20 protein-coding genes and 4 pseudogenes are annotated in these 21,426 nt (G+C 73.6%); 11 read left to right on the top strand and 13 right to left on the bottom strand.

What is annotated here, in order from left to right; translation table 11 throughout:
- Positions 1–59: 59 nt before the first annotated feature.
- The 4 genes and pseudogenes from ACQ86J_RS16005 (at position 60) to lspA (ending at position 5,485) form a co-directional block, all read left to right on the top strand.
- A pseudogene (locus tag ACQ86J_RS16005) lies at positions 60–973 on the top strand (bifunctional riboflavin kinase/FAD synthetase).
- Positions 974–1,479: 506 nt separating this feature from the next.
- Complete coding sequence (locus ACQ86J_RS16010) at positions 1,480–1,977, top strand: hypothetical protein (RefSeq protein ID WP_431271880.1); 498 nt, start codon at positions 1,480–1,482, stop codon at positions 1,975–1,977.
- A gap of 173 nt (positions 1,978–2,150) precedes the next feature.
- Positions 2,151–4,967: pseudogene (gene ileS / locus ACQ86J_RS16015) on the top strand (isoleucine--tRNA ligase).
- 56 nt (positions 4,968–5,023) lie between these two features.
- Positions 5,024–5,485 (top strand): signal peptidase II, encoded by a 462-nt coding sequence (lspA, locus tag ACQ86J_RS16020; RefSeq protein ID WP_431272424.1) that lies wholly within the window; start codon positions 5,024–5,026, stop codon positions 5,483–5,485.
- Positions 5,486–5,556: 71 nt separating this feature from the next.
- Here lspA and ACQ86J_RS16025 read toward each other — a convergent pair whose 3' ends face one another.
- Genes ACQ86J_RS16025 through ACQ86J_RS16040 form a run of 4 tightly spaced genes read right to left on the bottom strand, consistent with a single transcriptional unit; the run spans position 5,557 to position 8,202 of the window.
- A complete protein-coding gene (locus ACQ86J_RS16025; RefSeq protein ID WP_431271881.1) occupies positions 5,557–6,087 on the bottom strand; it encodes a molybdopterin cofactor-binding domain-containing protein in 531 nt (176 codons plus the stop codon).
- On the bottom strand, positions 6,063–6,944 hold the full coding sequence (locus ACQ86J_RS16030; protein ID WP_431272425.1) for a molybdopterin cofactor-binding domain-containing protein: 882 nt from the start codon (positions 6,942–6,944) through the stop codon (positions 6,063–6,065). The genes ACQ86J_RS16025 and ACQ86J_RS16030 overlap by 25 nt, the downstream gene beginning before the upstream one ends.
- Positions 6,865–7,734, bottom strand: coding sequence for a molybdopterin cofactor-binding domain-containing protein (locus ACQ86J_RS16035; protein ID WP_431271882.1), 870 nt, complete (start codon positions 7,732–7,734; stop codon positions 6,865–6,867). The genes ACQ86J_RS16030 and ACQ86J_RS16035 overlap by 80 nt, the downstream gene beginning before the upstream one ends.
- Before the next feature lie 3 nt (positions 7,735–7,737).
- Positions 7,738–8,202 (bottom strand): (2Fe-2S)-binding protein, encoded by a 465-nt coding sequence (locus ACQ86J_RS16040; RefSeq protein ID WP_431271883.1) that lies wholly within the window; start codon positions 8,200–8,202, stop codon positions 7,738–7,740.
- A 150-nt stretch (positions 8,203–8,352) separates the two neighbouring features.
- On the opposite strand from ACQ86J_RS16040, the gene ACQ86J_RS16045 reads away from it, so the two are divergent.
- Positions 8,353–9,291 (top strand): ABC transporter permease, encoded by a 939-nt coding sequence (locus tag ACQ86J_RS16045; protein WP_431271884.1) that lies wholly within the window; start codon positions 8,353–8,355, stop codon positions 9,289–9,291.
- Positions 9,292–9,730: 439 nt separating this feature from the next.
- Positions 9,731–10,111, top strand: a complete 381-nt coding sequence (locus tag ACQ86J_RS16050) for an ABC transporter permease (protein WP_431271885.1) — start codon at positions 9,731–9,733, stop codon at positions 10,109–10,111.
- Between the two features lie 144 nt (positions 10,112–10,255).
- Here the strand turns inward: ACQ86J_RS16050 and ACQ86J_RS16055 are convergent, their stop codons facing one another.
- From ACQ86J_RS16055 to ACQ86J_RS16095, 9 genes and pseudogenes are all read right to left on the bottom strand, one after another.
- Positions 10,256–11,011 carry a DUF4410 domain-containing protein gene (locus ACQ86J_RS16055; protein WP_431271886.1) on the bottom strand — a complete coding sequence of 252 codons (756 nt, stop codon included), beginning with the start codon at positions 11,009–11,011 and terminating at the stop codon, positions 10,256–10,258.
- Between the two features lie 102 nt (positions 11,012–11,113).
- The gene (locus tag ACQ86J_RS16060) at positions 11,114–11,797 is read right to left on the bottom strand and encodes an NnrU family protein (RefSeq protein WP_431271887.1); all 684 of its coding nucleotides are present in this window, start codon (positions 11,795–11,797) and stop codon (positions 11,114–11,116) included.
- A gap of 99 nt (positions 11,798–11,896) precedes the next feature.
- Positions 11,897–12,961: a helix-turn-helix domain-containing protein gene (locus tag ACQ86J_RS16065; protein ID WP_431271888.1), complete on the bottom strand. Its 1,065-nt coding sequence runs from the start codon at positions 12,959–12,961 to the stop codon at positions 11,897–11,899.
- A 176-nt stretch (positions 12,962–13,137) separates the two neighbouring features.
- Positions 13,138–13,605 carry a 23S rRNA (pseudouridine(1915)-N(3))-methyltransferase RlmH gene (locus tag ACQ86J_RS16070; RefSeq protein WP_431271889.1) on the bottom strand — a complete coding sequence of 156 codons (468 nt, stop codon included), beginning with the start codon at positions 13,603–13,605 and terminating at the stop codon, positions 13,138–13,140.
- 30 nt (positions 13,606–13,635) lie between these two features.
- Positions 13,636–14,640, bottom strand: coding sequence for a ribosome silencing factor (rsfS, locus tag ACQ86J_RS16075; RefSeq protein ID WP_431271890.1), 1,005 nt, complete (start codon positions 14,638–14,640; stop codon positions 13,636–13,638).
- Positions 14,641–14,829: 189 nt separating this feature from the next.
- On the bottom strand, positions 14,830–15,381 hold the full coding sequence (locus tag ACQ86J_RS16080; protein ID WP_431272426.1) for a nicotinate-nucleotide adenylyltransferase: 552 nt from the start codon (positions 15,379–15,381) through the stop codon (positions 14,830–14,832).
- A gap of 7 nt (positions 15,382–15,388) precedes the next feature.
- The gene (locus ACQ86J_RS16085) at positions 15,389–15,961 is read right to left on the bottom strand and encodes a hypothetical protein (RefSeq protein WP_431271891.1); all 573 of its coding nucleotides are present in this window, start codon (positions 15,959–15,961) and stop codon (positions 15,389–15,391) included.
- Positions 15,958–16,236 carry a hypothetical protein gene (locus ACQ86J_RS16090; RefSeq protein WP_431271892.1) on the bottom strand — a complete coding sequence of 93 codons (279 nt, stop codon included), beginning with the start codon at positions 16,234–16,236 and terminating at the stop codon, positions 15,958–15,960. Before ACQ86J_RS16090 ends, ACQ86J_RS16085 begins: the two co-directional genes overlap by 4 nt.
- Before the next feature lie 17 nt (positions 16,237–16,253).
- Positions 16,254–17,520: pseudogene (locus ACQ86J_RS16095) on the bottom strand (glutamate-5-semialdehyde dehydrogenase).
- Positions 17,521–17,679: 159 nt separating this feature from the next.
- Between ACQ86J_RS16095 and ACQ86J_RS16100 the strand changes: the two are divergent.
- The 5 genes and pseudogenes from ACQ86J_RS16100 (at position 17,680) to ACQ86J_RS16120 (ending at position 21,114) form a co-directional block, all read left to right on the top strand.
- The gene (locus ACQ86J_RS16100; RefSeq protein ID WP_431271893.1) at positions 17,680–18,891 is read left to right on the top strand and encodes an MFS transporter; all 1,212 of its coding nucleotides are present in this window, start codon (positions 17,680–17,682) and stop codon (positions 18,889–18,891) included.
- A 239-nt stretch (positions 18,892–19,130) separates the two neighbouring features.
- Positions 19,131–19,460, top strand: a complete 330-nt coding sequence (locus ACQ86J_RS16105) for a group II truncated hemoglobin (RefSeq protein WP_431271894.1) — start codon at positions 19,131–19,133, stop codon at positions 19,458–19,460.
- Between the two features lie 25 nt (positions 19,461–19,485).
- Positions 19,486–20,118 (top strand): flavin reductase family protein, encoded by a 633-nt coding sequence (locus ACQ86J_RS16110; RefSeq protein ID WP_431271895.1) that lies wholly within the window; start codon positions 19,486–19,488, stop codon positions 20,116–20,118.
- A gap of 155 nt (positions 20,119–20,273) precedes the next feature.
- Positions 20,274–20,438: pseudogene (locus ACQ86J_RS16115) on the top strand (tripartite tricarboxylate transporter substrate-binding protein); the annotation flags it as partial.
- On the top strand, positions 20,380–21,114 hold the full coding sequence (locus ACQ86J_RS16120; RefSeq protein ID WP_431271896.1) for a tripartite tricarboxylate transporter substrate-binding protein: 735 nt from the start codon (positions 20,380–20,382) through the stop codon (positions 21,112–21,114). The pseudogene ACQ86J_RS16115 and the gene ACQ86J_RS16120, both read left to right, overlap by 59 nt.
- Positions 21,115–21,426 lie beyond the last annotated feature (312 nt).

The raw sequence follows: 21,426 nt of genomic DNA on the forward strand, positions 1-21,426 counted from the left end.
CCAACGGCCCCGATGACCGGCGGGCAGAAGCCCGGAGGCCTGAAGCGGCGCCGCCAAGGATCCTCACCGACTGGCGGGAGGTGCCGGAGGCGCTGCGCGGCGCCAGCATCGCGCTCGGCAACATGGACGGCGTGCATCGCGGCCACCAGGCGGTGCTGGCGGCGGCGCATGCCGCCCGGCCCGGCGCCAAGCTGGCGGCCCTGACCTTCGAGCCGCATCCGCGCGAGCATTTCCGGCCGGAGGACCCGCCCTTCCGGCTGACCCTGCTGCCCGCCAAGGCGGCGGCGCTGGGCGCGGCCGGCGCCGCGGTGGTCTATGCGCTGCGCTTCGATGCGGCGCTGGCGGCGATGCCGGCCGAGGCCTTCTTCCGCGACGTGCTGCAGGACGGGCTCGGCGCCGTGCACCTGTCCTGCGGCCAGGACTTCGCCTTCGGCCACCGCCGCGGCGGCGATGCCTCGACCATCGCGCGCCTCGCCGAGGCCGCCGGGATCGGCACCACCATCGTCCCCCCGCTGGTCGATGCGCAGGGGCCGATCTCCTCGACCCGCATCCGCCGGGCGCTGCAGGACGGCTACCCCGAGCGCGCCACGGCGATGCTCGGCCGCCCCTGGGAGATCCGCGGCGAGGTTGTGCATGGCGACAAGCTCGGCCGGGTGCTGGGCTGGCCGACCGCAAACATGTGGCTCGGCCGGCACCTGGAGCCGGCGCGCGGGGTCTATGCCGTGACCGTCACCCTGCCGGACGGGACCGAGGCCAAGGGGTGGCCAATGTGGGCCGCCGGCCGACCCTCGGCGGCGATCCGGAGACCCGGCTGGAGACCTACATCTTCGACTGGTCGGGCGACATCTACGGCCGGGAGATCGGCGTGCGGCTGGTGAAATTCCTGCGCCCCGACGCGAAGTTCGACGAGCTCGAGGCGCTGAAGGTCGCCATCGCGCAGGATGCGGCGGATGCGCGGGCGGCGCTGGGGTGACGCGGGCGGGGGCGCCGCCCCTCGGGCCCCGGGGTTTTAGGAATTCAGGATCTCAAGACCCGAGCCATGCTGGTTTCGGACAAAGCCCGAGCGGTGGCCGGGGTGGCCGCCGGGACCTGGCTGGAACGGATGCGGCTTTCAAAGACCAAGGCTAATTTTCCTATCACCTGAGCCAGGCCGAGGTCCAGCGAAACCGGCGCCAACGACCCCCTTCCGGCTGTGCGGCAGCGCATGCCGGAGTCATCACCGGGGCGTGAGTGTCGCAGCAGAATTGGTTCCAGGGACTTTTTCCCTGCGTAGTCGTATTGGTTACGACCGCCCGGGATCACCGCTTTGCCCGTTCCGCCCTGGCTCGCCCTGCTGTCCGGGCTGCTGCTCGCCTCCCTGCCCGCGCGGGCGGAGGAGCCGGTCTGGCAGGAGCCGCTCTGGCTGCAGCCGCCCGGGGCGGATGCCGCCTTCCCGTCCTGCTGCACCAGCCGGCCGGCTGGCAGGCGGGCGATGCGGCGGTGGTCGTGGTGCCCGCCCCGCCCGGCGGGGTCGGGTCGGCGGCGCTCGGCCACCGCATCCTGCGCGCCCTGCTGGCGGCCGAGGCCGCGGTGGTCGAGCTCGACACCATCGCCGCCTGGGCAGCGGTGCCGGCGCTGTCCCCCTACCCCGCCCTGGATGCGGCCGACCAGCCGGCCGCGCTGCGCGCCGCGCTGCTGGCGCTGCGCGCCGAGCTCGGCGCCGGGCTGCTGGTGGCGGTCGGCCTCGGCGAGGCGGGCGACCTGGCCCTGCTGGCGATCGCCGATCCCGTCGCGCCGCCGCTCGCCGCCGCCGTCGCGCTGGGCGAGGCGCCGCGCTTCCTGCCTGGCCCGCCGCCGCCGGCGGCCGAGGCGGTGGCCGCTGCGGGCCGGGCTGCTCTGCGCCGCGCTGGCCGAGGCGCTGGTGCCCGCCGGCCCGGCCGGCGCGCTGCGGGACTGCCGGTCGGCGCTGCGCCGCTGATCCCCGCGGCGGACGCTTGACCCGGCCCCGTTCCGCTCCGCATAACCCGGCCATGCAGCGCTGGATGCATCGCCGCGGCCCCGGCCGCATGGTCGGCCTGATTATTGGCCCGGTCCTCGGCTGAGGGCCGGGCACCCGACCGCGCGCTTTCATCGCTCCGCCGCCGCGCCAGGGCGCGGCCAGGAACCAGACCATGACCGACCAACCCGCCGAAGCCCCCGCCCGCGACTATCGCGGCACCGTCTTCCTGCCCGAGACCCCTTCCCCATGCGCGGCGACCTGCCGAAGCGCGAGCCGCAATGGCTGGAGCGCTGGGAAAGGCTCGGCCTGCGCGCCCGGCTGCGGGAGCAGTCGAAGGGCCGCGAGACCTTCGTGCTGCACGACGGCCCCCCTTACGCGAACGGCCCGCTGCATATCGGCCACGCGCTGAACAAGATCCTGAAGGACGTCATCAACCGCGCCGCCCAGATGAGCGGCAAGGACGCGGACTACGTGCCGGGCTGGGACTGCCACGGCCTGCCGATCGAGTGGAAGATCGAGGAGGAGTACCGCGACCCCAAGGGCAAGTACCAGGGCGGCCGCCGGAAGGACGACGTCCCGGTGCTGGAATTCCGGGCGGAGTGCCGCGCCTATGCCGCGCATTGGCTGGGCGTGCAGCGGGAGGAGTTCAAGCGGCTCGGCGTGCTGGGCGACTGGGAGCAGCGCTACGCGACGATGGACCTGCCGAGCGAGGCGGCGATCGTCCGCGAGATCGGCAAGTTCCTGATGAACGGCTCGCTCTATCGCGGCCTGCGGCCGGTGATGTGGAGCCCGGTCGAGAAGACCGCGCTGGCGGAAGCCGAGATCGAGTACCATGACCATGTCTCGCCCACCTTGTGGGCGCGGTTCCGCGTGCAGGGCGCCGCCGCGGCGGACCTGGTCGGCGCCTCGGTGGTGATCTGGACGACGACGCCCTGGACCATCCCGGCCAACCGCGCCGTCGCCTATGGCGCGGAGATCGACTACGCGCTGGTGCATGTCGAGGGCGTGGCCGAGGGCAGCCACCTGCAGGTCGGGGAGACGCTGATCGTCGCCCTGCCGCTGCTGCCTGCGATCCGAGAAGGACGCGAAGCTCGGCGCCCACACCGTGAAGCGCGTGCTGAAGGGCGCCGAGTTGGCCGGTGCCATCGCCGCGCATCCGCTGCGCGGCGCCGGCTACGACTTCGACGTCCCCCTGCTGCCCGGCGACTTCGTCACGACCGAGGCCGGCACCGGCTTCGTCCACATCGCGCCGAGCCATGGCGAGGACGACTTCAATCTCGGCCGGCAATTCGGCCTGCCGGTGCCGGAGACGGTGGCCGATGACGGCACCTTCACCCGGCAGGCGCCGGGCTTCGAGGGGCTGCACGTCTTCAAGGCGCATGACGCGATCTACGCCGCCTGCGAGAAGGCCGGCACGCTGGTGGCCAAGGCCAGGCTGACGCACAGCTACCCGCATAGCTGGCGGTCGAAGAAGCCGGTGATCTTCCGGGCGACGCCGCGGTGGTTCATCGCCATGGACGACGCCAACCAGATCCGGGCCAAGGCGCTGGCGGCGATCGACGCGACGCATTTCGTCCCGGACATGGGCCGCAACCGCATCGGCGGCATGGTGGCGACGCGGCCGGACTGGTGCATCAGCCGGCAGCGCGCCTGGGGCGTGCCGATCGCCGTCTTCGTGGACAAGGCGACCGGGCAGCCGCTGCGCGACCCCACGGTGATGGAGCGCATCGTCGAGGCCTTCCGGGTGGAGGGGGCGGACGCCTGGTACCAGCCCGGCGCCGCCGCGCGCTTCCTGGGCGAGGGCGCGACCCGGCGGGCTACGAGCAGGTGATGGACATCGTCGATGTCTGGTTCGAGTCCGGCTCCACGCATGCCTTCGTGCTGCCCGACCACGGCCTGCCCTTCCCGGCCGACCTCTACCTCGAGGGCTCGGACCAGCATCGCGGCTGGTTCCATTCCTCGCTGCTCGAGAGCGTCGGGACCAACGGCGTCGCGCCCTTCAAGGCGATCCTGACGCATGGCTTCGTGCTCGACGAGCAGGGCCGCAAGATGTCGAAGTCGCTCGGCAACGTCACGGCACCGCAGGAGGTGATGGCGCAATACGGCGCCGACATCCTGCGGCTCTGGGTGATGAACTCCGACACCGCCGAGGATCTGCGGATCGGCAAGGAGATCCTGAAGCAGCAGGCCGAGCTCTACCGCCGCATCCGCAACTCCGCTGCGCTGGCTGCTCGGTAACCTGGCGGGCTTCGAGGAAAGCGAGACGGTCCCCCATCCCGAGCTGCCGGAGCTCGAGCGCTGGGTGCTGCACCGGCTGACCGAGCTGGATGCGCGGGTGCGGCAGGCGGCCGAGGACTACGACTGGGCCGGCGTGGTGCCGGAGATCCATAATTTCTGCGCCACCGACCTCTCGGCCTTCTACTTCGACATCCGCAAGGACGCGCTCTACTGCGACGCGCCGGACAGCCACCGCCGCCGCAGCGCGCGGACGGTACTGGACGTGCTGCACCGGTGCCTCTGCGCCTGGCTGGCGCCGGTGCTGGTCTTCACCGCGGAGGAGGCCTGGCTGGCCCGCTTCCCGGATGAGGAAGGCAGCATCCACCTGACCGATTTCCCCTTCGTGCCGGAGGGCTGGAAGGACACCGCGCTGGCGGCGAAATGGGCGCGGGTGCGGGAGATCCGCGGCGTCGTCACCGGCGTGCTGGAAGGCGCCCGGCGGGACGGGCTGATCGGCGCCTCGCTGCAGGCGGCGCCGAGGCTGGCGCTGCCGGAAGCCGATGCCGGGCTGCTGGATGCCGAGGGCTGGGCCGAGGTCTGCATCACCAGCGGCGTCACGCTGGAGACGGCGGCGGAGACGGCCTCGGCCATTGCCGAGGTCGCCCCTGGCAGCAAATGCGACCGCTGCTGGCGCGTGCTGGAGGAGGTCGGCGAGTCGAAGCGGCACCCGACGCTCTGCCGCCGGTGCGACGCGGTGGTGGAGCGCCAGTGAGCGCCGCGACCGCCGCCCTGCTGCCCACCCGCGCCGGGCTCCGCCTCGGCCTCGGCATGGCGCTTGTGCTGCTGGCCGCCGACCAGGCGAGCAAGTGGTGGGTGCTGCACGGCCTCGACCTGCCGACGCTGCGCAACGTCCCGGTGGTCAGCGCCGGGCCCTTCGGGCTCGACCTGACGATGGTGTGGAACTACGGCGTCACCTTCGGCCTGCTCTCGGGCCAGGGGCCGCTGAACCACATCATCCTGGCGCTGGTCGCCGCCGCCATCGCCGGCTTCCTGCTGCGCTGGCTGATGAAGGCCGAGACGCGGATGGTCGCGCTGGCGCTCGGCGCGGTCATCGGCGGCGCCATCGGCAATATCATCGACCGCCTGCGCTTCGGCGCGGTGGTGGATTTCATCCGCGCGCATGCCTGGGGCTGGGACTGGTACGTCTTCAACATCGCCGATGCCGGCATCGTCTGCGGCGTCGTCGCGCTGCTGGCGGACGCAGTGCTGCGGAAGCCGACCCAGCCCTGACCTGAAGGGGGCTTCGCCCCTTCGCGGGGTCCGGGGCAGCGCCCCGGCCTCCCCTCAGGCCATCGCGGCCTTCACCCGCTCGGCCGTGTAGGGCAGCGCCCGCACCCGCTTGCCGAGCGCGCGCGTGAGCGCATTCGCCACCGCCGCCCCGGCCGGGCCCTGGCTCGCCTCCCCGCGCCGAGCGGCGGCTGGTCCGGCCGGTTCAGCACCGCCGTCCGCAGCTTCGGCACCTCGGCAAAGCCCAGGATCGGGTACTGGCTCCAGTCCTTCGCCAGGATGCCCTTGGCGTCGAAGGGCAGGTCCTCCTTCACCGTCCAGCTGACGGCCTGGATGATCCCGCCCTCGATCTGGTTGAGCAGCCCGTCAGGGGTGACGACCTGGCCGGCATCCACCGCCGACCAGACCCGCGGCACCCGCACCGCGCCGGTCGCCCGGTCCAGCGCCACCTCGGCGATGCAGCAGACATAGGCCGAGAGGTTCTTGTACCTGGCGAAGCCGAGGCCGCGCGGCAGGTCGCCCCTATCCTCGGCCGCCAGCTTCACGGCGGCCTCGATCACCGCCCGCGCCCGCGCATCCTTCAGATGCGCCAGGCGGAAGGCCACCGGGTCGGCGCCGGCCGCCGCGGCCAGCGCTCGTCCATGAAGGACTCCACCGCGAAGACGTTGCCGTAGGCGCCCAGCGTCCGCAGCGCCGAGGTCCGCAGCGGCGCCTCCGGGATCAGGTGGAAGACCACCTTCTGGTTCGGGAAGTCATAGAGCGGCACCGCGTTGCGGTCGCCGGAGCCGGCCGGCTGCGGCAGCGCGCGCGGATAGACCGGCGGGTGCGGCTCGGCCAGGTGCCAGCTCGCCAGCAGGTTCGAGCCCTCCTTCGGGTTCAGCGGCCGGTTGTTGTGGTGGTTGCTCCAGACCTCGTGCGTCCACTCCACGATGCGGCCCTCGGCGGACAGGCCGGCCGACAGCGCCATCTCCATGGCGGGGTTGTAGGGCTCCCACTGGAACTCGTCGTCCCGCATCCATTGCAGCTTCACCGGCCGGCCGGGCACCGCGCGGGCCAGCAGCGCCGCGTCCAGCGCTGCGTCGTCGGCGCCGTTGTGGCCGTAGCAGCCGGCATTCTGCGCATGGCTCACCACCACCGCCTCGGCCGGCAGCCGCAGCACCCGCACCAGGTCGCGCTTGAGCGGGAAGACGCCCTGGGTGTGCGACCAGACATGCACGCCGCTGCCGTCGGCGGCGTACTGCGCCACCGCGGCCGAAGGCCCGATCGAGGCATGCGCGATGTAGCGCTTGGTGAAGCTGGCGTTCAGCCGGCGCGCGACGGGCGGCGCATCGCCCGTCTTCGCGGACGCCACGGTGTCGTCGGTCTTCCGCGCCCGCAGGTCCTCATGCAGCCGGGCCGGGTCGGGCAGCGCCGCCGGCACCTCCCACCTCGCCGCGTCGCGCAGCGCCAGCCGGGCCTTCACCGCCTGCTCCTCGCGCTCGGCGACGACGCCGAGGAAGCGGCCGTCCCGCACCACCGCGACCACCCCCGGCATCGCCCGCACCGCGTCGAGGTCGACCGAGACCAGCGTCGCCTGGTAGCTCGGCGGCCGGGCGACGCGGCCGAACAGCATCCCGGGCAGGCGCATGTCCTGCACGTAGATGGCGCCGCCGGTGACCTTGGCCGGGATGTCGAGCCGCGGCAGGCTGGTGCCGACGATCCGGTGCTGGCCGGGCGGCTTCGGCGCGACGCTCGCCGTCGCCTCCCGCGCCAGCATCTTCGCCTGCGCCACCGCCCAATAGGTCGTGCCCGCGCCGCCCGGCGCGGCTGATCGCCCCGTCCTGCACCGTCAGCGAGGCCGCCGGCACGCCGAGCTTCTCGGCGGCGAGGCCGAGCAGGATCGCCCGCACCTCGGCCGCGGCGTAGCGCAGCGCGGTGCCGCCATATTCCATGGACTGGCTGCCGGCGGTGAAGCCCTCGTCCGGCGTCAGCGCGGTGTCGCCGGAGACCATGCGGATGCGCGCGGGGGCCACGTCCAGCTCCTCGGCAGCGATCTGCATCAGGGCGGTGACGGCGCCCTGGCCGATCTCCACCTTGCCGGTGCAGACGGTGACCGTGCCGTCCGGGTCGATGCGAAGCCAGGCATCCAGCCGGCGGTTGGTCTCGAGGCTGCCGGGCAGCTTGGTCGCCGCGCCTGCGGGCGACAGGCTGAACAGCAGCGTCAGGCCGGCGGCGGCGGCGCCGAGGCCGCGGCGGGTCAGGGTCGTGGACATGCCTCAGCCCTCCTTCACGGCGCGCTGCACGGCGGCGACGATGCGGTTGTGGGTGCCGCAGCGGCAGAGGTGGTCGGCCAGCGCCTCGCGGATCTCGGGGTCGGTCGGCTCGGCATTGCGGTCGAGCAGCGCCTTGGCCTCCATGATCATGCCGTTGATGCAGTAGCCGCATTGCGCCGCCTGCTCGGCGATGAAGGCGCGCTGCAGCTTGTGGAGGTTGTCCGGCGTGCCGAGGCCTTCCAGCGTGGTGACCGCCCGGCCCGCCACCGCGGACAGCTCCGTCACGCAGGACCGCACCGGCTGGCCCTCGACCAGCACCGTGCAGGCGCCGCACTGGCCGAGGCCGCAGCCGAACTTGGCGCCGTTCAAGGCGAGGTCGTTGCGCAGGATGTACAGGAGCGGGGTATCGGGCTCGGCGGTGACGGTCGCCTGGCGGCCATTGACCTGCAGCGTGACGGGGGCCGGCATGGGGCGCCTCCTCTCCTGGGGGCGGGCCGATTCAGACCGCCGCGCCTGACGGCGCTCTGGTCATCGGACCGCCGGGTTCGTTTCCTCTGGCCCGGAGGCTAGCGCGGCTGGCGGTCGGCGCCGACCGGGATTCGCGATAAGATCGCGGCGATGCCCCGCCTCATCCTCGGCCGCCTGCTGCAGATCGCGGTCACCCTCGTCCTGGTCTCGGCCGCGACCTGGCTCGCCATGGGGCTGATGCCGGGCGACCCGGTCGACCTGGCGCTGATGGCGGACCCGCGGCTCACCGCCGCCGATGCGGCGCGGCTGCGGGCGCTGCACGGGCTCGACCAACCCCTGCACCTTCGCTACCTCGCCTGGGGCCTCGCCGTGCTGCACGGGGAACTCGGCCATTCGCGGCTGTTCGCCGTGCCGGCGGCGCAGGTGCTCTGGCCGGCGCTCGGCTCCACCCTCGTGCTGCTCGGCTGGTCGCTGCTGCTCGCCGCCGGGCTCGGCCTGCTGCTCGGCGCCTGGGGCGCGGCGCGGCGGGGCGCGGCCCCGGCGGTGGACGGCATCGCCATCCTGGCGCAATCGACGCCGAGCTTCTGGCTCGGCATCCTGCTGGTGATCCTGTTCGCGGTGGAGCTCGGCTGGCTGCCGGCGGGCGGCACGGCCGAGGCCGCAGGGGTGCTGGAAGCGGCGCGCTTCCTGGTGCTGCCGGTCGCCACGCTGGCCATCGTCAACCTCGCCGCCTATGCGCGGCATTCCATGGCGGCGCTGCAGGCGAAGCTCGGCGCCGACTACATCCGCACCGCGCGGATGAAGGGCCTGCCTGAGCGCGCCATCCTCTGGCGCCATGCCTTCCCCAACGCGGCGATCCCGGTCGTCACGGTGCTGGCGCTGGATGCCGGCGGCCTCGTCTCCGGCGCGCTGGTGACGGAGACCATCTTCGCCCGCCCCGGCATGGGCAAGCTGATCTACGACGCCATCATGGGCAACGACTACAACCTCGCCTTGCTCGCCCTGCTGCTGGCGGCGCTGGTGACCATGCTGGCGACGCTGGCGGCCGATGTCGCGCAGCGGCTGATCGACCCGAGGCTGTCGCGCTGATGCGGCTCTGGCTCGGCCTCGGCCTGCTCGGCACGCTGCTGCTCGGCGCCGTCGCGGCGCCCTGGGTGCAGGACTGGCTGGGGCACGACCCCTTCGCGCCGGACCTGTTCAACCGCTTCGCGGCGCCCTCGGCCGACCACCCGCTCGGCACCGACGATCTCGGCCGGGACATCCTGCTGCGGCTGCTGCACGGCGCTCGCGTCTCACTGGCCGTTGCGTTTTCCGTGGCGCTCGGCGCGACCGGGCTCGGCACCGCGATCGGCCTGCTGGCCGCCTGGGCCGGCGGCTGGACGGAGGCGGTGCTGATGCGGCTGGCCGACGGGCCGCTGGCGCTGCCCGCGCTGCCCCTGCTGGTGGTGCTGGCCGCGGTCGATACCGGCCGCTTCGGCCTGCCGCGGGGGAGGCGCTGTCGGACATCCTCCGCATCGCCGCCATCCTGGTGGCCTTCGGCTGGGTCGGCGTCGCGCGCCTCGCCCGCGCCGCGGCGCTGGGGCAGCTTTCGCTCGACTACGTCGCCGCCGCCCGCGTCGCCGGCGCCTCCGAGGCGCGGGTGCTGGTCCGCCACGTGCTGCCGAACATCGCGGGCCCCATCGCCGTCGCCACCGCGCTCTCGGTCGCCGGCGCCATCCTGGCCGAGAGCACGCTGTCCTTCCTCGGACTCGGCATCCAGCCGCCGGCGCCGTCCTGGGGCAACATGCTGTCGAATGCGCAGGAGATGGTGTTCAGCGCGCCGCTGACGGCGGTCTGGCCGGGCCTGATGATCCTGCTGGCTGTCGCCGGCTGCACGCTGGTGGCGGACGGGGTGCGGCGGAGGGGATGAAGGAAGCTTGGGGAGGAAAAAGGTATTCCCTCCCCAAGCCCACCCTTCCCTTTTGTGAGTCGGGTGCGCGCCGCGCGGCGCGTGCCGGACTCAGAGAAATAGATGATGGGGCCTGGGGGAGAATACCTTCTCCCCAGCCTGCCTTTATCCGCGCGCCGCGACCCAGCCCTGCGCCACGCAGAACTGCCGCACCTTGGCGCCGAGCGCGGTGCCGATGCGCCTTGCCTCGTCGGTATCGTCGGCCCGGCTGCCCTCGATCGTGGCATGCGCCCCGCCGCCCAGGGCGGCCGAGGTGGCCAGCCGCCGCGCCGCCGCGCCGACGCCGAGCGAGGCCGCCATGCCGGGGGCGCTGCCGCTGTCCGTGGTGCCGTCGAAGGCCTCGATCCGCCGCGGCGCCGCCCCGGACTCGATCCACCAGAGCGCGGCCTCCGCCTCCATCCGGGCCTCGCCGCGGCCGAAGCCGATCAGCGTCCGCCGGGTGCGGTTGCCCTCGTCGACCGCCAGCAGGCGGCCATCCACCAGCAGGGTGCGGCCGGGCATCGGCGCGGCACCGGGCGGGACGCGCTCGACCGGCAGGTCGGGCGAGGCGCGCAGCGCCTGCACCAAGGCCTCCGCCAGGGCGGAGGCGGCGGCGCGGGCGGCGGCCAGTCGCTGCTCGTCCGGGCTGGCCGAGGAGAAGGTCTGCTCGACCCGGCCGCGGATCCCCTGGTCGAGCTGCACATCGGCGGGGGAGACGGCGAAGTCGCGCACCAGGATGCGGCTCGGCGCCGGCAGGCGGGGCCGGCATAGGCCTGCTCCTCGACGACCTTCGCCTGACTGCAGCCGGCGATGGGCAGGACCAGCAGCGCGGCGCGCAGCAGGGATCGGCGGCCAGGGGTCCAGGTCGGGGCCATCCGGCATCTCCTCTGGCCGCGGGGACGCGGCGCCGACAGGACCGTATCGGTTCGCGGCGACACGGGCATCGATGCGCGGGTGATGCCACGGATTTGTGACCGACCCGGGTCAGCCACCCATCAGGACCGGCGCGACGCCGAACAGGCCGCGGTGGAAATGCAGCAGCGCCGCCCAGGCGACCAGCCCGGCCACCGGCGGGATCCAGCCGATCTCCCCCGGCACGAGCCGGTTGCGCCCGGCGGCGATGGCGCCGAAGGGCAGGATGGAGGTGGTGGCGGCCAGCCGTGCCCAGGCCCCCGGCGCCCGCGCCGCCAGCTTGGCGTCGATCGAGGGCATGCCAGCCAGCGCCGTCACCAGGAAGGCGCCGAAGAAGACGATGGCGGCGCTGTCGCCATTGCCCACGAGGTGAACGAAGGCCCAGAGCGCGAAGGACCACAGCATCGGGTGGCGGGTGACGCGCTGGATGCCGCGCGGCTCGGTGCCCAGCTCGCGCTCGCCGCCGATCGCGGTGGGGTTGGGCCTGGTGACGGCGGCGACGAACAGGATGAAGGCCGGCAGCATCAGCAGCACCAGAACCCAGCGCAGCCAGCCCGGCGCGGTCCAGAGCGGCGTGGTTTCCGCCGCGCCCCAGGCGCGCACCAGCAGGGCGATCGAGAGGAAGGAGAGCCCGGAGAAGACGCCGCGATAGGCGCCCTCGCCGATCCGCGCGGCAATGACGCCGCGCAGGCCGGTGCCGGATATGCCGACATGCACGAAGATCCAGAGCAACGCGGCGAAGAGCAGCCAGGCCATGCGGGAGTGCCGATGCGTTCCGTGGGAGGTGTGGTGCGGGGTGGGTCGGCTGAGCCGCCAATCCACGCCCTGCGTGTCTCCACGCAGGACGATCGCGGGCTAGCGGCCCGGCGCGCCGTAGAGCCGCACGGTGAAGTCGCCATCCATGCCGGATGGCGGTGCCGCTGGCGCGACAGGTTCGCGGGGCGGCGCCGGGCCGGGCAGCCCTGCGGCCCGCACCTCGCCCGGCGTCGCGCCGAAGGCCTGGCGGAAGGCGCGAGAGAAGGCCGAGGGTTCGGGGAAGCCGTGCGCCGCGGCGATCTCGGCGATGCTGCTGCCCGCGCTGGCCGGTTCGCGCAGCGCCGCATGCACCAGGGACAGCCGCAGGTCGCGGATATGGGCGGCGACGCCGCCCTCCGCCTCGAACAGGCGATAGAGGGCGGAGCGTGACAGGCCGGCGGCGGCGGCGAGCCTTTCGGGGGTCAGCCGGGTCGAGCCGATGTGCCGGCGGATCGCCTGGCGCACGCGTTCCTTCGCCAGGTTGGTGGCAATGGCCGGGGGCGACGGCGTGCCGGTGAGGAGGCAGGCCGCGATGGTCGCGCGCGTCGCCTCGGCCAGCACCGGCACCTCGGCCGCGGCGGCCGTCGCCAGGCGGCGCGGCAGCGCCAGCATCAGATCGGCCAGCAGCCCGGCGCCGGCGCCCCGCAGCGGGCCGGGCGGCATGGCGCCCAGCCCGGCGGAAAGCTGCGGGTGCAGGTCGCGGGAGATGCAGAGCGAAACCCACTCCGCCTCGGTCCACTCCGCCTCCCAGGTCTCGTGCATGGAGAAGAGCACCGGCTCGCCAGGCCCCAGGCGGGCGGTGAAGCCGGGATGCCGGAGCCGGCTCTCCCCACGGCGCAACACCCGCAGCACCCAATGGTCCAGCCAGTCCCGCCGCGCGCGGGCGGCGTCGCGCGCGAAGCGCGTCGGCGACACGCGGGTGACGCTGAGCACCATGCCGGCGCCGAGCGGACGGTTCTCGCAGAGGGTGCCGACGCCGTCGCCATCGGGGTTCGGCACGGTGATCGCGTTCAACGCGCCGAAGGCGGCGTTCCAGGCCTCCACGCGCCGGGCTGGCGGCAGGCCATCGGTGGTGAAGACGACCGGGGCCGGGACGCCCTGGCCAGTCGGCGCCGGTGCAAGCATCGGTCCGCTCCTTGCCGCGGGTCGGCCCGCGGCGGGTTTCGTGACGCGCTTGCATCATGCCACGGGCCTGCCGGACGTACCAGGAAAGGCGACGACGGGGCGCCGCGCCCCCGGCCGGCCAGAAACACGGTTTGGTGAGCGCGCCTGGCCCACGCCTGGGGTCACGCTGCCTCGCCTCAGCCCGGCCGCCAGGCCCGGTGATAGGGGTGGTTCGCGCGGATCGCCTGCACCCGGTACCACTGCTCCGCCAGCAGGCCGCGGACCAGGAAATGCGGCCAGGTCAGCGGGCCGAGCGACAGCGTGTGATCGGCCCGGGCCAGCACCGCGGGGTCCAGCCCCTCCGCCCCGCCGATGACGAAGGCGAGCGGCCGGGCGGTCGCCTCCCAGCGCTCGGCGAGTGCCGCCAGCGCCTCGCTGCTCGGCGCCTGGCCGCCGAGGTCCATGGCGACCAGCAGCGCGCCCTCCGGCAGGGCGGCCAGCAGCGCCGCCCCTTCCCGCCGCCGCACCTCGGCGGCGCTGCCGCGCGCCTCGGGCAGCTCGGTCACCGCCAGGGGCGGGCGCAGCCGGGCATTGTAGTGCTCGAACAGCGCCGCCTCCGGCCCCGGCTTGAGCCGGCCGATCGCCAGCAGGCGGGGCGGCTTCATGCCGCCCCCGCGCCGGCGCCGCGGCCATGCTCAGCCCTCGGCCGGGCCTTCGGGCGCCGGGCTTTGCGGCCCCCACATCCGCTCAAGCCCGTAGGTGACGCGCGCCTCCGGCCGGAACAGGTGGATCACCAGGTCGCCGGCATCGATCAGCACCCAGTCCGGCGAGGTCTCGATCTTGTTGCGCCGGATCTTCATCCCGGCCTTCTCCAGGGCGTCCTCCAGATGCGCCGCCATGGCCTGGAGCTGCCGCTCCACCTGGCCGGTGGCGAGGATCATCCGGTCGGTGACGTCGGACCGGCCGGTGACGTCGAGCACCAGGATCTCCTCGGCCTTGTCGTCCTCAAGGCTGGCGCGGACGACGGCCACCAGCTCCGCCAGCCGATCGGGCGCGAGCTTCTCCTTGCGCGCACGCTTCGGCGCGGCGTCGGGGCCGGCAGCGACCTGGCGCTTGCTGAGCGCCGCCGGTTCCGCCTTGGCCTTCGGCGCCGGCTTCGGCCGGGCCGTCGGGGTCGCCCGCACCTGGACGGGCCCGGTGGACTTGGCGGTCCCGGTGGATTTGGGACGGGCCAGCGGCTTCTGCGCCGTGGCGCGCGGCCGCGCGGGGGCGCCGGCCGCGGCGCGGGTCGGCTTCGGCCGGGCGCTCGCCGGCTTCCCGGCGGGCTTTGCCGCGCGCGGACGCTCGGCGGCGGCCGGGCGCTCGGCGCGCGCGGCGGCACCGCGGGCCGGACCCGCGGCCCCACGCGCCGGTGGCTTGGCCGTGCGCGGCCGTTCGGCGGCGGCCGAGCGCTCGGGGCGCGCGGCGGCCGGGCGCTCGGCGCGGGCGGGCCCTGCCGCGGCGCCGCGCGTGGCCGGCTTGGCCCCGCGCGCGCGCTCGGCGCCCGCCGGCCGCTCGGGCCGCGGCACCGGCTTCGCGGCCAGCCGCTTCGGCGCGCGGGACGGCGCTTCCGCCGCCTCGGCGCGGGAGGGCGCGGGCCGGGCCGAACGCGGCTTCGGCGTGGCGGATCTGGACGCGGTGCTTCTGGACGGGCCGGTCATCGACCGGCTCCGCGGGGTGGGCTTGCCCCCTCGGGGGCCTTCGGGGTGCGCGCGATCTGCGCCTCCTGTTGTCGGTGGCCGTTGCCGGCCGAAGCTTATACGAAACCTTCGCCCCGTGCCGCACGGATCGCGGTGGCGCTGGCCGGATGTTCCCGCGCCGGCAGCAGGCACCAGGGCGCATGCGTCGGTTCAGGCCGGCGGGCAGGGCCCGTGGCCGGGCCAGCTCTGGGCCAATAGCGCCGCAGGCCGCCGCCGGTGCCGCGCCAGAACGCGCGCCGCCTGGCCGTGCAGGGCCGCCCGCGTCTTCCCCGGCCGCGGCACGACCGCGATCGGGGTGGTCCGGGCGATCCGCCGCCAGCGCTTCCAGCGGGGCAATTGGGCGAGGTTGTCCGCCCCCACCACCAGCACGAAGCGGGCCCGGGGGAAGCGCCGGCGCAGCCGCGCCAGCGTGTCGTCGGTGTAGCGGGTGCCGAGCCGCGCCTCGACATCCGTCGCCACCACGCCGCGCCCATCGGCGATTTTCCGGGCGCTGTCCAGCCGCGCCTCGAAGGGCGCCATGCCGCGGCGCGGCTTCAGCGGGTTGCCGGGCGACACCATCAGCCAGACCTCGTCGAGGCCGAGCCGCCGCCGCGCCACCTCCGCCACATGCCGGTGGCCGGCATGGGCCGGGTTGAAGCTGCCGCCGAGCAGGCCGATCCGCGCCCGGCGGTTGTCGCCCCAGGGACCTGGCGGGATTGTCAGCGCCGGCTCATGGGATGCGGACCTCGACCGTCACCGGCTGCGCCGCCAACCCTTCGTAGCGCTGGACATAGGCATGCCCGGCCTGGGCCGGCACCGAGGGGGCGAAGCCGCCGAGCGAGACGATGTCGCCGGGCTTCAGCGCCTTCCCGGTCTTCGCCAGGTCGCCGACCAGATAGGTCACCGCGTTCAGCGGATGGCCGAGCAGGGCGCTGCCAGGCGCCCGGGCGATTTCCTTGTCGTTGTCGGTGAAGGTCACGGTCATCGAGGCCAGCCGGGCGGCGAATGCCGGGCTCGCCTCGACCGCGACGGGCTCGCCCACCACGCCGAGCCGGGCGGAGACATTGGCCGAGACCAGGATCGGCCCGTCCACCTTGCCGGCGACGCCGCCGCGCGGCAGCTCGATGAAGGGAATCACCTGGTCGAGATGGCGGAGGATCGCCACCGGGTCCTGGCCGGCGGTATTGATCCCGGCATCCTTCACCCGGACCAGCAGATCGGCCTCGACCCCGAGGCCGCCAACCTGCGGCGTGAGCGCGACGGTCGCGGGGCTCTTCGCCGCGATCGTGCTGGCGAAGATCACGCCCCAGACCGGGCCGGTGACGCCGTAGCGCTGCTGCGCCGCGGGGTCGCGAGGCCGACCTTGTAGCCGACCGGCGGCCCGAAGGCCGGCGCCAGCAGCGGCACCAGCTTGTCGCGGGCGCATTCGGCATCGGCCATGGAGAGGCCTGGGAAAGGCTCGGCCGGCTGGCCGCCGGTGAGCGCCGCGGCCATGCGGGCAAGGGCCGCGTCGTCCGGGCAGGCGGCACTGGCGGCGAAAGGCGCCAGCAGGGCGCAGGCGAGCAGTATCCGGCGCATGGCCGTTTCCCCCGTGATCAAGGCCGGGTCTGCCCGGTCCCGATCACATGGTAGCGGTAGGTGCAGAGCTGCTCCAACCCCACCGGACCGCGCGCATGCAGCCGCCCGGTGGCGATGCCGATCTCGGCGCCGAAGCCGAACTCGCCGCCGTCGCAAAACTGGGTGGAGGCGTTCCACATCCCCACCGCGCTATCCAGGCCATCGAGGAATTGCTGCGCCGCCGCGGCATCCGCGGTGACGATCGCCTCGGTATGCTCCGAGCCATGCCGGCGGATATGGTCGAGCGCGGCCTCGACGCCGTCCACCACCGCGACCGACAGCACGGAGTCCAGCCATTCGGTGGAGAAATCCTCCGCCGAGGCGGCCGGCAAGCTCGGGGCAGAGGTCGCGCGCCGCGGCATCGGCGCGGAAATCGCAGCCGAGCGCCCGGAGGTCGGCGACCAGCACCGGCAGCAGCGAAGGCGCGATGGCCGCGTCGATCAGCAGCGTCTCGGTCGCGCCGCAGACGCCGGTGCGGCGCATCTTGGCATTGGCCAGGATCTCCCGCGCCATCGCCGGGTCAGCGGCGGCGTGGACGTAGGTGTGGCAGAGCCCCTCGGCATGGGCGAGGACGGGGACGCGCGCCTCCTCCAGCACCCGGGTCACCAGCCCCTTGCCGCCGCGCGGGATGATCAGGTCGATCAGCCCCGAGGCGCGCAGCATGGCGCCGACGAAGGCGCGGTCGGCGGTGGGCGCGATCTGCACCGCCGCCTCCGGCAGGCCGGCGGCGCGCAGCCCGTCCGCGATGCAGGCATGGATCGCGGCGGCGCTGCGGGTGCTCTCCGACCCGCCGCGCAGGATCACCGCATTGCCGGACTTGAGGCACAGCGCGGCGGCATCGGCGGTCACGTTCGGCCGGCTCTCGAAGATCATACCGATGACGCCGAGCGGCTGGGCGACGCGGCGGATGCGAAGGCCATTCGGCCGGTCCCATTCCGCCAGCACCCGTCCCACGGGGTCGGGCAGCGCGGCGACTTCCTCAAGCCCCTTCGCCATCGCCTCGATCCTGGCCGGGGTCAGGGTCAGGCGGTCCTTGAAAGCGGCGGACAGGCCGGGGGCGCCGGCGAGATCGGCCTCGTTCGCCGCCAGGATCTCGGCGCTCCGGGCCCGCAGCGCCGCAGCGGCGGCCAGCAGCGCCGCATCCTTGGCCGGTCGCGGCGCGCGCGCGAGGCTGCCGGCCGCCGCGCGGGCGGCGCGGGCGGCGGTCTCGAGCAGGCGGGCGGATCTGTCGGTGATGGCGTTCATGGCGGGGCTCCCGAGCCCTGGTGCTTAGCCCGGATCGCGCGGCCGGGCCAAGGCGGCGGACCGGGCATGCATGCGCCTGTGACATACCAGTTGTCGCCCGGCGGCCTTGCCGCCTTGCCGCCTGGCGGCAATGATCCCCCTGGAAACGCCGGGAAGCCGATGCAGCAGACCCTCGACGGCGCCATGCGGCGCAACCTCTTCCTCCTGGCCTGCTGCCAGGCGATCGGCCAGGCCGGCAACACGATGATGTTCGCCGCGACCGCCCTTTCGGTCGTCACCTTCTTCCCCGACCGCGAGCTGGCGACGCTGCCGATCACGATGCAGCATCTCGGCGTCATGCTCTCGGTCTTCCCGGCCGGGCTGCTGATGCAGCGGCTGGGGCGCGGCTTCGGCTTCCGGCTCGGCTCGGTCATGGGCATGACCGGCGCCAGCATCGTCGGGCTCGGCCTCTATACCGGCACCTTCCTGCTGATGTGCCTGGGCGGGCTGATCCTCGGCCATGCCGTCGCCAGCCTGCAGATGTACCGCTTCGCCGCGGTCGAGCTCGCACCGCCCGCCTATCGCGCCCGGGCGATCTCCTGGGTCACCGCGGGCGGCGTGGTCGCCGGCATTCTCGGCCCGTCCCTGGTGCGCATCACCCACGACCAGGTCATGCCGCTGTATCTCGCGACCTATGGGGCGATGGTCGGCATCCACCTGACCGTCTTCACCATCATGTCCTTCATCCGCTTTCCGTCGATGGCGCCGCCGCCGCCGGTGGCAGGCGCCGCCGCCATCGCGCCGCCGCGGCCGCTGCGGGAGATCGCCGCGCAGCCCAAGTTCATCGTCGCCGTCGCCTCCGCCATGGCGGCCTTCGGGATGATGTCCTTCCTGATGAGCGCCTCGCCCCTGGCGATCGTCGCCTGCGGCCTGCCGCACACGGAGGCGCATTGGGTCATCTTCCTGCACGTGATGGGCATGTTCGTGCCGGCCTTCTTCACCGGCAACCTGATCACCCGCTACGGCACCACCAATGTCATGGTCGCCGGCATCCTGATCATGGGCGGCGGCATCGCCGCCGGGCTGATGGGCGAGACGGAATGGCACTTCCGCATCGCGCTGACGCTGAACGGCTTCGGCTGGAACTTCCTCTTCGTCGGCGCGACCACGCTGGTCACCACCTGCTACCGGACGAACGAGCGCGGCAAGACCCAGGCGCTGAACGACTTCCTGGTCTTCGGCACCACCGCCAGCGCCAGCTTCCTCGCCGGCTTCCTGCATGAGCGCCAGGGCTGGTACCCGCTGAACTGGTATGCCTTCGGGCTGCTGGCGGTGGCGATCCTGGCGGTCGGCCGGCTGCGCCTGCAGCGGCCGGAGCCGGTGCCGGCGTGAGAAGGCCAGGGAGGAAGTATCCTCCCTGGACCCTCCTCTATTTCTCTGAGTCCGGCACCCTCCGCGCGGCGAATGCCAGACTCACAAAAGCAATGGTGGGGTTCGGGGAGGAAATGCTTTTTCCTCCCCGATCTTTCTTTCCCCCGGACCATGACCGACATGCCCGAAGCCTCCACCCCTATGAGCGCATCGGCGGCGAGGCCGGCCTCCGCCGCCTCACCCGGCGCTTCTACGCGCTGATGGACACGCTGCCCGAAGCCGCCGCCTGCCGCGCCGTCCACCCGCCGAGCCTCGAGGGCTCCGAGCAGAAACTCTTCGACTACCTGACCGGCTGGCTCGGCGGCCCGCCGGTTTATGTACAGAAGCACGGTCACCCGATGCTGCGCCGCCGGCACCTGCACGCGCCGATCGCCGGGGCGGAGATCGAGGGCTGGCTGCTCTGCTTCCGCCAGGCCTGGGCGGAGACGGTGACGGATGCGGCGCTGACGGCCGCCGTGATGCCGCAGGTCGAGCATCTGGCGCGGCACATGCGGAACCGCGAGGATGCCGCCTGGACCCCACCGGACTAACCCGACCCACGAAGGCAGCCCACCCATGTTCTACGAACCCCGCCACGGCCACGGCCTGCCGCACGACCCCTTCAAGGCGATCATCGCCCCGCGGCCGATCGGCTGGATCTCCAGCCTCGATGCCGAGGGGCGGCCGAACCTGGCGCCCTACAGCTTCTTCAACGCGGTGCATTCCAGCCCGCCGATGCTGGCCTTCACCTCCGAGACGATGAAGCACAGCGCCGCCAATGCCATCGAGTCCGGCGAGTTCGTCTTCAATCTCTGCACCCGGCCGCTGTTCGACGCGATGAACATCTCCTCCGGCGCCCTGGCCGCGGGCGAGAGCGAGTTCGAGGCGGCCGGGCTCGAGACCGCGCCCTGCCGCGTGGTGCGCGCGCCGCGCGTCGCCGCCGCGCCGGCCGCGCTGGAATGCAAGGTGGTGCATTCGATGCGGCTGCACGACGTGGACGGCAAGCCGCTTGCCGGCTGGATCATCATCGGCCAGGTGGTCGGCGTGCATATCGACGAGGCCTATCTGCGCGACGGCCGCTTCGACACGGCCGCGGCGCAGCCGCTCGCCCGCTGCGGCTACCGCGACTACGCCACGGTGACCGAGCTGTTCGAGGCGCTGCGCCCGACCGATGGCGGCGCCTTCGCCGCGGGCCAGAAGGACCGCTGAGGCAGGGGAGCAGCAGGATGGCCCACCCGACGCGCCGCGCGGCCCTCGCCGCGCCGCTGCTCGCCCTCGCCCCGCGTGCCGGCGCGCAGGCCCCCTGGCCGGCGCGGCCGCTGCGGGTGGTCGTGCCCTTCCCGCCGGGACAGGCCACCGACATCATGGCGCGGCTGCTGGCGGAACGCCTGGCCGAGCGGCTCGGCCAGCCGGTCGTCGTCGAGAACCGCGGCGGCGGCGCCGGGATACCCGGCATGGAGGCGATCGCCCATGCGCCGGCGGACGGCTACACGCTGGGCATGGCCTCCTCCGGCCCGCTGGCGATCAACCCGGCGGTCATGTCCGTGCTGCCCTACGACGTGGCGCGGGACTTCGCGCCGATCTCGCCTGGTCTTCACCACGCCGCTGATCGCGGTGGCGCATCCGAGCCTCGGCATCGCCGACCTGACGGCGCTGGTGGCGCGGGCGAAGGCGGCGCCGGGCAGCATCGACTATGCCTCGGGCGGGCCCGGCAGCAGCCTGCACCTGGCGGCCGAGGCCTTCGCCCAGCAGGCCGGAATCAGGCTGACGCACATCCCCTATCGCGGCTCGGCGCCCGCCATGGCGGACCTGATCGCCGGCAACGTGAAGCTGATGTTCGACAGCCTGGCCTCGGCGCTGCCGCATATCCGCGCCGGGCGGGTACGGGCGCTCGGCGTCACCGCGGCGGCGCGGATGCCGCAGGCGCCGGAGGTGCCGACGGTGGCGGAGGCGGCCGGGCTGCCGGGCTTCGAGGCGCTCGGCTGGGCCGGGCTGATCGCCCCGGCGAACACGCCGCCCGCCATCGTGGCGCGGCTGGCGGAGGAGGCGCTGGCCCTGGTGCGCAGCCCGGCCCTCGCCGCGCGGATCGAGGAGCTGGGCGGCACCGCGGCGCCGCTGCCGCCGGCGGAATTCGCGGCGTTCATCGCCAGCGAGCTGACCAAGTGGAGCGCGGTGGCGAAGGCGGGGAACGTGCGACTGGATTAGCCGCGGGCGGGCAAGATCGGGGCGGAAAAGTATTCCCTCCCCAAGCCCCACCCTTCCATTTTATGGCTTTGGCAGCCGACGCGCGGCAAGTGCCAGACGTAAAGCCTGCTCGCGCAGTCATGGGGCGAGTAGCCGCGGGAGGAAACGTGCGATTACTGTATTGGAGCACTGTCCCCGCCCAAACGGGCTTTCAGGGGAAACTGCCATGGATTCTCTTTCGAAATCCAGTGAAGGTGAAATCCTCCCCGCGCTTGGTCGTGCATTGTGCCGAGCAGGTGATCCCGTTTGCGCTGGTTGACTCCGGCAGGCCGC

Source organism: Dankookia sp. P2, from assembly GCF_050632255.1.
In the GTDB taxonomy this organism is placed as follows: domain Bacteria; phylum Pseudomonadota; class Alphaproteobacteria; order Acetobacterales; family Acetobacteraceae; genus Paracraurococcus.

Bases quoted from the DNA above. Each gene is read 5' to 3' on its own strand.
- lspA (WP_431272424.1), top strand. From the start codon at position 5,024: ATGGCGCTTGTGCTGCTGGCCGCCGACCAGGCGAGCAAGTGGTGGGTG.
- ACQ86J_RS16035 (WP_431271882.1), bottom strand. From the start codon at position 7,734: ATGTCCACGACCCTGACCCGCCGCGGCCTCGGCGCCGCCGCCGCCGGC.
- ACQ86J_RS16040 (WP_431271883.1), bottom strand. From the start codon at position 8,202: ATGCCGGCCCCCGTCACGCTGCAGGTCAATGGCCGCCAGGCGACCGTC.
- ACQ86J_RS16045 (WP_431271884.1), top strand. From the start codon at position 8,353: ATGCCCCGCCTCATCCTCGGCCGCCTGCTGCAGATCGCGGTCACCCTC.
- ACQ86J_RS16055 (WP_431271886.1), bottom strand. From the start codon at position 11,011: ATGCCGGATGGCCCCGACCTGGACCCCTGGCCGCCGATCCCTGCTGCG.
- ACQ86J_RS16060 (WP_431271887.1), bottom strand. From the start codon at position 11,797: ATGGCCTGGCTGCTCTTCGCCGCGTTGCTCTGGATCTTCGTGCATGTC.
- ACQ86J_RS16065 (WP_431271888.1), bottom strand. From the start codon at position 12,961: ATGCTTGCACCGGCGCCGACTGGCCAGGGCGTCCCGGCCCCGGTCGTC.
- ACQ86J_RS16070 (WP_431271889.1), bottom strand. From the start codon at position 13,605: ATGAAGCCGCCCCGCCTGCTGGCGATCGGCCGGCTCAAGCCGGGGCCG.
- rsfS (WP_431271890.1), bottom strand. From the start codon at position 14,640: ATGACCGGCCCGTCCAGAAGCACCGCGTCCAGATCCGCCACGCCGAAG.
- ACQ86J_RS16090 (WP_431271892.1), bottom strand. From the start codon at position 16,236: ATGCGCCGGATACTGCTCGCCTGCGCCCTGCTGGCGCCTTTCGCCGCC.
- ACQ86J_RS16100 (WP_431271893.1), top strand. From the start codon at position 17,680: ATGCAGCAGACCCTCGACGGCGCCATGCGGCGCAACCTCTTCCTCCTG.
- ACQ86J_RS16105 (WP_431271894.1), top strand. From the start codon at position 19,131: ATGGACACGCTGCCCGAAGCCGCCGCCTGCCGCGCCGTCCACCCGCCG.
- ACQ86J_RS16110 (WP_431271895.1), top strand. From the start codon at position 19,486: ATGTTCTACGAACCCCGCCACGGCCACGGCCTGCCGCACGACCCCTTC.
- ACQ86J_RS16120 (WP_431271896.1), top strand. From the start codon at position 20,380: ATGCGCCGGCGGACGGCTACACGCTGGGCATGGCCTCCTCCGGCCCGC.